Source organism: Spiroplasma sp. ChiS, assembly GCF_002968355.1.
In the GTDB taxonomy this organism is placed as follows: Bacteria; Bacillota_I; Bacilli_A; order Mycoplasmatales; family Mycoplasmataceae; genus Spiroplasma; species Spiroplasma citri.
The window spans coordinates 1-8921 of the sequence record NZ_PUUH01000282.1; the positions used below are offsets into that span (position 1 = coordinate 1).

The 8921-nt window shown below is 23.8% G+C and carries 8 protein-coding genes; 6 read left to right on the top strand and 2 right to left on the bottom strand.

Annotation, left to right across the window (positions count from 1 at the left end; translation table 4 throughout):
- Positions 1 to 665 precede the first annotated feature (665 nt).
- The 4 genes from C6B38_RS11420 to recD2 all read left to right on the top strand — a co-directional run bounded on the left by C6B38_RS11420 (position 666) and on the right by recD2 (position 5499).
- Entirely contained in the window at positions 666 to 869 is a 204-nt protein-coding gene (locus C6B38_RS11420) for a hypothetical protein (RefSeq protein WP_233485632.1), read from the top strand.
- A gap of 172 nt (positions 870 to 1041) precedes the next feature.
- Positions 1042 to 1941 (top strand): hypothetical protein, encoded by a 900-nt coding sequence (locus C6B38_RS06960; RefSeq protein ID WP_233485633.1) that lies wholly within the window; start codon positions 1042 to 1044, stop codon positions 1939 to 1941.
- Between the two features lie 246 nt (positions 1942 to 2187).
- Positions 2188 to 3321, top strand: a complete 1134-nt coding sequence (gene mnmA / locus C6B38_RS06965) for a tRNA 2-thiouridine(34) synthase MnmA (RefSeq protein ID WP_105299094.1) — start codon at positions 2188 to 2190, stop codon at positions 3319 to 3321.
- A 15-nt stretch (positions 3322 to 3336) separates the two neighbouring features.
- Positions 3337 to 5499, top strand: coding sequence for an SF1B family DNA helicase RecD2 (gene recD2, locus C6B38_RS06970; RefSeq protein WP_105299095.1), 2163 nt, complete (start codon positions 3337 to 3339; stop codon positions 5497 to 5499).
- A gap of 606 nt (positions 5500 to 6105) precedes the next feature.
- Here the strand turns inward: recD2 and C6B38_RS10675 are convergent.
- Together C6B38_RS10675 and C6B38_RS10680 are read right to left on the bottom strand one after the other, a co-directional pair.
- Positions 6106 to 6336 carry a hypothetical protein gene (locus C6B38_RS10675; RefSeq protein WP_199558612.1) on the bottom strand — a complete coding sequence of 77 codons (231 nt, stop codon included), beginning with the start codon at positions 6334 to 6336 and terminating at the stop codon, positions 6106 to 6108.
- 70 nt (positions 6337 to 6406) lie between these two features.
- Positions 6407 to 6658: a hypothetical protein gene (locus C6B38_RS10680; protein WP_199558613.1), complete on the bottom strand. Its 252-nt coding sequence runs from the start codon at positions 6656 to 6658 to the stop codon at positions 6407 to 6409.
- A 639-nt stretch (positions 6659 to 7297) separates the two neighbouring features.
- Here C6B38_RS10680 and C6B38_RS11425 point away from each other — a divergent pair.
- Positions 7298 to 7963 carry a hypothetical protein gene (locus tag C6B38_RS11425; protein WP_233485634.1) on the top strand — a complete coding sequence of 222 codons (666 nt, stop codon included), beginning with the start codon at positions 7298 to 7300 and terminating at the stop codon, positions 7961 to 7963.
- Between the two features lie 186 nt (positions 7964 to 8149).
- Entirely contained in the window at positions 8150 to 8452 is a 303-nt protein-coding gene (locus tag C6B38_RS11430; RefSeq protein ID WP_233485635.1) for a hypothetical protein, read from the top strand.
- Positions 8453 to 8921: the final 469 nt, after the last annotated feature.

Sequence of the window (8921 nt, forward strand, 5' to 3'; positions counted from 1 at the left end):
ATATGATTTTAAAAAATGGTTAATATTTTTTAAAATAAATGACTTTAATTAATTGTTTTTATTAACAAAGCATTATAAATTATTTCATTTAAAAAATAATTAAATTAAATAATAATAGTATAAAAAGAGTAAATAAAACATAAATTAAAAATAAAATTCTATTTTAAAATAGTTAATGTTTTAAAATAAAATGAAAAGCATAAAATATTAATTTTATGATTTTCAATTATGAAAGGGGCATATTAATATTATGGGCTGCTTAGCAAAAAAATGATTGAGAATATAGGAAAAATATATTTAGCATATAAAATGATAATATGGAGTAAGAAAATGCGTAAAAAAAACTAAAGTAGCATGAAATTTTACTGCTGATAAAATTAGCAAAAAATGAAATAGTGAAAAAAATTGGTTATTAAAAAAACATTATTATTGAACTAACTATAATAAATGACTTGACATAAGAACAAAAGAAGAAAGAAAAAAAATTAATTTTCAACAAGATATTGTTATTAATGCTCAAATATATTATAAACAAGTTGAAAGAGAAGCAAAGCGTAAACTTGAAGAAATAAAGAACATTGCCAAAAGAGATAATATATATCAGTATTTAGAATCTGACTTTTAGCCAAATTGAAAATATTTTAGATAACTTTGACATAGTAAAAATGATGTCACGTCTTTCAACTTCAAATCAAGATCTTGCTAATAAATTTAAAGACATTCTTAATGAATTTAGTACAGTTTCCTCATCACGTTCAAATACTGAGCAAATGATTGATAATGATATATCATCTGATGATAATGATGAATTTTTTGATGCATTAGAAGAATTAGAGCCTGTTAAAACAGATAATGAACGCAGTTTGTAAGGAAATTGTAATAAATAATTTTATAAATATAAAAAGCAATTAAAATTTTAATTGCTTTTTATATTTACTTGGCATTACAAAAAAAGGTTCAATATTTCCTTTGTTTTTTAGTTGTTTTAGGATATAATTAATATGTATTAGTTCTGAATTTGTTTTGAAATGGGTGTTGATAATGAAAAGTAATGATATTAAAATTTTAAAAATAAAACCAATTAAGCAAAGTGTTCATAATAACCAGAACATTGAGTCCCAAGAGTTTATTTCAAACAATTATGCAACTTTTTTGCTACAAGAAAATAGCCATTTTTTTAAAAATAATTATTTTTTCACTAAGAACCAAAATGTGAATCAAAATAATGATTTAATTTCATTCGCCCAGTCACGGAAAATAATTTTAAATTTAGATAATCCAAATGCATTAAAAATTTTACATCATCAAACTGAAAAATTACAAGAGGAGAAAACAAGTTTTCATCACCGATTAAATAAAATTAAATCAACTTTTGATGAAAAAATCAAATTGGATAATGAGGAAAACTTATATGAACCACCAACCATTACAAAAAAAATTGACTTATTAAACTTTAATAAGAAAAATAATGATGTTCAGTTTAATAATAAACCTGCTGAAGTTAAAGTTGACCATGCAACAGTCAAAGCACAAGCTCGTGCTGCTGCTCAAAAAATAATTCAAAAAGATCAAGAAAAATTAAAGCAATCATTAACTAATAGTGATAATAAACAAAATATAAAATCAAAGTTAGGTTTAACAAATCATTTTCCTAAACTTACTTTACCGAACTCATCACCAAAAAAAGATGTTTTTTTTACTCAAAGTTATAATAAAATGCCAGGTCAAAAAACAAATATTTCGCAAAAAATAACAGGTAATGTTACTCCTATCCAAACGAAAAGTGATAAGGAAGAAACTTATGATAAAAAGTTTGATATTAAGCAAAATGAAAATAAAAAAATAGTGGAAGGAGTAAATTTAATAGTTCGCTCGGACAAAGCAAGTCAATTTTATGATGAAATTGATACAATGGAGTATGATCAGGCTTGCATTATATAGTTATTTTTTTTATGAACAATATTTTTAATTGATCAAGTAGTATTATGCAAATTATTAGTTATAGTTTATTATTGATAGCAAATATTTTGATGTTAGCAGCAGTTTTAAAAAGTAAAAAAGAAAGATCTTAAATTATATAGGAAATTATTTTAAGCAATAGGAAACCAATTTCTTATCTTGGGTTTTTTAATTTTCAATGTTAAAATAATAGTACTAAATTATTATTAAAAAAGGAAGTGATGTGCAATGAAAAAAGTTGTTGTTGGATTATCTGGGGGAGTTGATTCTTCAGTTAGTTTATATTTATTACAACAAGCAGGTTATGATGTTGAAGGTCTTTTTATGCGTAATTGGGACAGTCAATTAAATAATGATATTTTAGGGAATAAAGCAATTAATAATATTATTTGCCCACAAGAACTTGATTATAATGATGCTGTTAATGTTAGTAAAACATTACAAGTGCCATTGCACCGTGTTGATTTTATTAAAGAATATTGAGAATATGTTTTTAAACATTTTATTAGTGAATATCAAAAGGGGCGAACTCCTAATCCAGATATTTTATGTAATAAATATATTAAATTTAATTATTTTTTAAACTATGCAATTAATAATTATCATGCTGATTTTATTGCAATGGGGCATTATGCGCGGGTACGTTTCAATGAAGAATTACAAGAATATCAATTATTACGGGGAATTGACCGAGATAAAGATCAAACTTATTTCTTAAGTCAGTTGAACCAAGGACAATTATCAAAAACATTTTTTCCGTTAGGAAATTTAACAAAAAAAGAAGTTAGAGAAATTGCAATGACGCAAAATTTAAGCACGGCTAATAAAAAAGATTCAACAGGGATTTGTTTTATTGGCGAACGTGATTTTAAAATTTTTTTACAAAATTATATTCCAAATCAAGATGGTAATATTGTTGATATTGAAACAAAAGAAGTTGTTGGTCATCATAATGGGGTGATGTATTATACAATTGGTCAACGGCGTGGTTTAAATTTAGGTGGGATGAGTGAACCATATTTTGTTGCTGGTAAAAATGTTGAAAAAAATATTTTATATGTTGCAAAAAGTAGTGAAGAAAAATGACTATATTCAACTAGTTGTCTTGTTACTGATGTTAATTGAATTAATACTTTCCGTGAAAAAGAATTTAATTGTACAGCTAAGTTTCGTTATCGTCAAAAAGATATTCCTGTTAAAATAACCGTTTTAAATGATAACAAATGTCTTGTGCAATTTGCAACAACAGTAAAAGCAATTACACCAGGACAAGCTTCTGTTTTTTATGTTGATGAAGTTTGTCTTGGCGGTGGAGTTATTAATGATGTTTATTTAGATAATCAAAAATTATGATATTTATAGGAAAGGATTATTAAAATGGCTGAAAAAATACGGGGTTATTTAAAATTAATTGTTTTTGAATCTAATAATGGTTATCGGATTTGTAAATTTCAATTAGAAAATGATAAAACACATTTTATTTTTATTAAAGGATTTTTATCAGTTTTACAACCAGAACAATTATATGAATTATGTGGGGACTTTGTATATAATGAACGTTATGGTGAAAATTTTGAAGTTAAAGAAGTTCATAAACTTGCTCCGCGTAGTAATGATGAGGTCTTAAAATATTTAACTAGTAGTTTATTTCCAACAATTGGTGAAAAAGCAGCACAAATAATTATTGGTTATTATCAAACAGATGTGATTACTAAGATTAAAGAAAATTTATCAACCTTACATCAAATCCCAGGGATTAGTGTTAAACAAGCTAATATTATTGCAAAAGTATTTCAGTCAATGAGTCGTGATGATGAATTAAATCACCAATTTAATCAAAAAGGATTATCGCTACAAGTTTTATCTTTATTAAAAACAAAATATAATGTTGACCAGATTTATTCTTTATTAAAAAAAGATCCTTATTCATTATTATTAAAAGATAATATTGCTTTTAAAACAATTGATAAGATTTATTTATCATTTGAGCAAGAACCTTTTAGTAATATTCGAATTGGTTATTATGCCTGATATTTAGCAAAGGAATTTTGCAATAATAATGGTGATACTTATTTAACATTAAATGAATTAACAAAAATTTTACAAAAGCATTTTTCTTCTTTAACAAAAGAACAATTATTAGCAGGATTAAAATATAGTAAAGAAATTAAATTACTAATTTTTAAGAATGATAAAATTTATGTTGCAGAAGTATATCGTAGTGAAATAAATATTGCTGCAATGTTAGTTGGTTTGAACACAACTGACCAATATGATGATCAAAAATTAACAGAAGAGTTAGAGAAGTTAACAAATAAAAAACAAATTATTTATAATATGAATCAAACAAAAGCAATTAAGGCTGCCGTGCATTCTAATTTTTTAGTTATTATTGGGGGACCTGGAACAGGAAAAACAACAGTTGTTGATGGCATTGTTAGTCTTTTTAAAAAAGTTTACCAACAATCAAAAATTGTGTTAGCAGCACCAACAGGAAAAGCAGCAAAACGATTACGAGAAAAAACTGGTCGGAAAGCTTTAACAATTCATAAATTATTAAAATATGATGCTTTAACTAATCAGTTTTTTTATAACGAAAATAATCCTTTAGAAAATGATATTTTAATTTTAGATGAAGTTAGTATGGTTGATAGTTTGTTATTAGCACAAATTGCCAAAGCTAGTGTTAATTTGCGTAAATTAATTTTAATTGGTGATCCAAATCAATTGCCATCAGTTGCTTGTGGTGATTTGTTACGAGATATTATTCAAAGTGATGTTTTTAATGTTATTAAATTAGAAGAAGTTTATCGGCAAGAAGCTGGAAATGACATTTTAGAACTATCTTATGCAATTGAACAAGAACATTTTGAAGATAATAATTTATTTGATAAAAAAGATTTTACTTTTATTAATGAAACTGATTCGCAAGCATTATTAACAGTTCTTGGTGATTTATATCAAAACATTAGCAATCAATATGAAACAGATTATAATGCTATCCAAGTAATTGCTCCAATGTATAATGGTCCAGTTGGAATTAATGCATTAAATACTTATTTACAAAATCGAATGAATCATGCAGTAGGTCAAAAAGAAATTAAGATTGGACATCGTTTTTTTCGAGTTAATGATAAAGTTATGCAACTTAAGAATCGACCTGATTTAGAAATTTATAATGGTGATGTTGGCATTATTATTGATATTAAAAAAGATAAAAATTTAAATGATGTTATTTTAGTAAAATATGATAATGTTATTACATATACTAAAGAACTTTATTATGATATTACTTTAGCTTATGCTTGTAGTGTTCATAAGTTACAGGGCAGTGAATATGATAATATTATTTTTGTAATAACAAAAAGTTTTTGAATGATGTTAAAACGAAATCTAATTTATACAGCAATTACCCGTGCTAAAACTAAGTTGTATTTAATTGGTGAACCATCAGCATTTTTATATGGAGTTAATAATTTACCACAAAAGCGTCAAACAACTTTACAAGAAAAAATTAAAACATTTTTAAAAGAGCAATAGTTATAATATTTTACCTAGTTTTAATACTATCCGTAAAAAATTTAACATAAAACTTATTAATTATAAATGTATTGCAATGGTAGCAAGATCAGCAGGTTTTATTGCAAACATCTTTATCAAATTATGTCCTGGTTTGTGTTGTTATAATATGTTGTTATAATAATAGTAATGAATAAAGTAGTGATTACAAATGATACAATATTTTAAATCTTTACTATTTTTTACCTTTTAATTTATTTTTTTAAAAATATTTTTAAGATAGTTCTATCATAATTTAAAAAATCAATAAATTATGTTTTAATATTGTAAATTGTAAATATAAGTGTAGCAAAACTGTTATTAAGTAATAACATAAAAATAAGTTAAAAAACATCTTTAATAAAAAAAGTTTTCAATTAAAAATTAAAAACTTTTTTATAAAGATTAATTTTTTTTATTTTGCTATTTAAAATAAATATTGATTCCTATACATTTTAGAAAAGAGAACTAGCAACACAGCTAATTATACTAGGCGCAGAACCTTTCGCAATACCTTTAAGTATTCCGGTAGCGAATGCTTTTCCTGATTCTTTAATAATGACTTTTAAAGCAGAGTCACTATTTTCTTTAATTTTTTTCTCAAGCATCACCAAGCACATCAGCAAGAGTTTTATTTTTAAATGACTCAAAAATATTGTCTAAGCATGTTTTTTTCTCTTCTAGCTTATCTAATCTTGATTTTATTTCATCTATTTCTGCTATAAGATTTATTATTTGATTGTTTTGATTTAAAATTATTAAATCTTGAATATAACCATGTAATATTTCTATTAATCATAGTTTAAATTCTTCTTTCATTAAAATATCTTTATTATAATTTTTATCGTTTCTTTTTGTTTGTAATTCCTCTTCTTTACTATTAGATCAATTATCAAATTGTTTTGCTTTTTTCCGCTGTTAATAAAAATAGAGGATTTACATCAACTTTACCAACAAGACGAATTGCATTGTATTTTAATTTAATTCAAGTACAATAAGCGCAATTTGATGATGAAAAATAATAATTATGTCTGATTTTTAATTGTTTTCCATCAAGAAATAATTCTATATCAATATAAGAATTCTGAACGCAAAAAGCTCAGGTACTAATACAGTTAACAAATTTAGTATTTTTTTTCATTACTTGTATTTCTCCTTTTCTCAATATTGAAACTTTTTATTTAGGACCTATTTTGTATTATAATATATATGCAAACAAAATTATGAATTATTTTGTAAATTGTAAATAAAGAAAAAAGTTAATATATTTTAAAACTTATTGATTTAGCAGTGAAATAATTTACTTTTTTTTCATCAAACCAGTTTTTTGTTATATATGGGGGTGCTTAAAATTAATATTATAATAAATAACTTAATTTTAAGCAAACAGAGAAACATATATTTTATAGTTTTCATTAGTTTATATTTGAAATGTGTAATTAAAATCTCCTTTTTAGTTACACATTTTGCTTTTATTGAAAATACATTAAAAAAGTCAATTTTTATTGCTTTTTTTTAAAAAAAAGATATAGAAAGGAAATTAATTTAAAAATAATTGTTAATAATAAAATAATTATGATAAAGTGAAAAATGTAAATGATTTTTAAAATATTACTAATATTTTTAAAATAAATGACATTAATTTAATAAAATATAATAAAAAGAATTTTTAACATCGGCTAGCGATAAGAAGCCGTAATTATGATATTTAAGTTTTAAATTATTTTTTAAGTTATAATTAGAAAGTATGAATATAAATATTACGAAGGTATTTTAAATTATGAAAAAACTAATGAGTTTATTAGGAATGACTTTTTTAGCAACTGCAGGATTCAGTCCAATTATGAGTTGTAAGACGCCTCTTAAAGATGATAATAACAATGGTGTTGGAAAAGATATTAAAATTTTAAATAAAATTTCGCAACGTGCTATAAACAATTTTTCAGTTTATGCACGAACTAAAAATACAATTAATAGTACTGAATATCAAAATAAATTTGACAAGTTATATACAATGGTCAATAAAGAAACGGAAAGTAAAAAATTAAACCAAATGGATGAATATGTGAAGGATGATTTAGCAACACTAAAAAATGGTTTTATTGCTGTTTTTAATAATATTTGTAATGAGATTTATAATGACTATTCAAATTATTATCCTGATAGTAAACCAATTGAATTACTAAGTGATAGTTTAAATTATGAATTAACTTTTATTGATATGGCACAATTAAAAAAAATTTTAGATCGACCAGGATTAGAAAAAGTGAAAACAGTTAGATTAGATTTCCATTTTCAATTTAAAGCTAATTTTAAACTTTTATCAACAACTTCAGATTATGTGATTCAATATGTTATTACTGATAATCCAGAAGAAATGAAAGTTGTTTTAAATGGAATGGTTCAAAAAATTTCCAGAGTAATTGTTAATTTTTTCAATACATAAGGAGTTTTTCAAATTGATAAAGCGCCAGAATTTGCTAAAATTTATCAAAATTTTGATGTAAACTATACGGCTGGTTTTGCTAATTTAGATAAAATTATTTTAGAAAAGTTACAGCATAAAATTGAAAGTGATAGCGAATTACAAAAATTTGTAAAGAATATTAAATATAATTCTTCAATAACCTTGTTGAGTTTACTAACAAGTGCAATTAATAATACTACTAATGGTGTTGATGTTGTTTGAGAAAATACAGCCTCATATGTTTGAGCTGGAAAAGAATATCAACCTGATAAAATTACTCCAGAAAATTTTGTTAAGTTTTATCGTTCATTAGTTAATGTTTTTAATACTGGAGGGCAAAACTTACGATTAGCTGATTTTCATGTCAATTTTGTTAAAATTCAAGTAGCTGGTTTCCCACTATCTGGAGCAGTAATGAATGATGGTCAAACCTTAAAAGTTCAAGTTGAAATTACAGAATTAATTTAAAAAAAGCAAGATTTTCTTGCTTTTTTTAAATTAACGATAAAAATTGCTAGCATTAACGCTAGCGAATATGTAAATAATAAATCTGGTCCGTTCATTTTAAGGATAATTAGGATTAGTATGAGAATAATATGGGAGTTTGCTAATTATATTAATTATATTATTAATTATATTATAATTAATACATTATTCATTAAATCATTTACCATTGTGACTATATTTCTGATTACTACTAGCAAGGAATATAACAAAATTTAAAACTAATAAACCTAATTTATTTAATAACATTGCAAATGAATAACTGCTATTAATTAAAAAACTATTTATTATCAATTGCTTATTATTTGTTTTATTATATTATCGATTATTTTTATGGTGGGCTAGATTGTCGACTATTTTTTGGTTCTAATTGAGATTGAAAGGAGTAAAAATACTTAATAAGTAAGATCCATAAATATTATTTACAATTTTC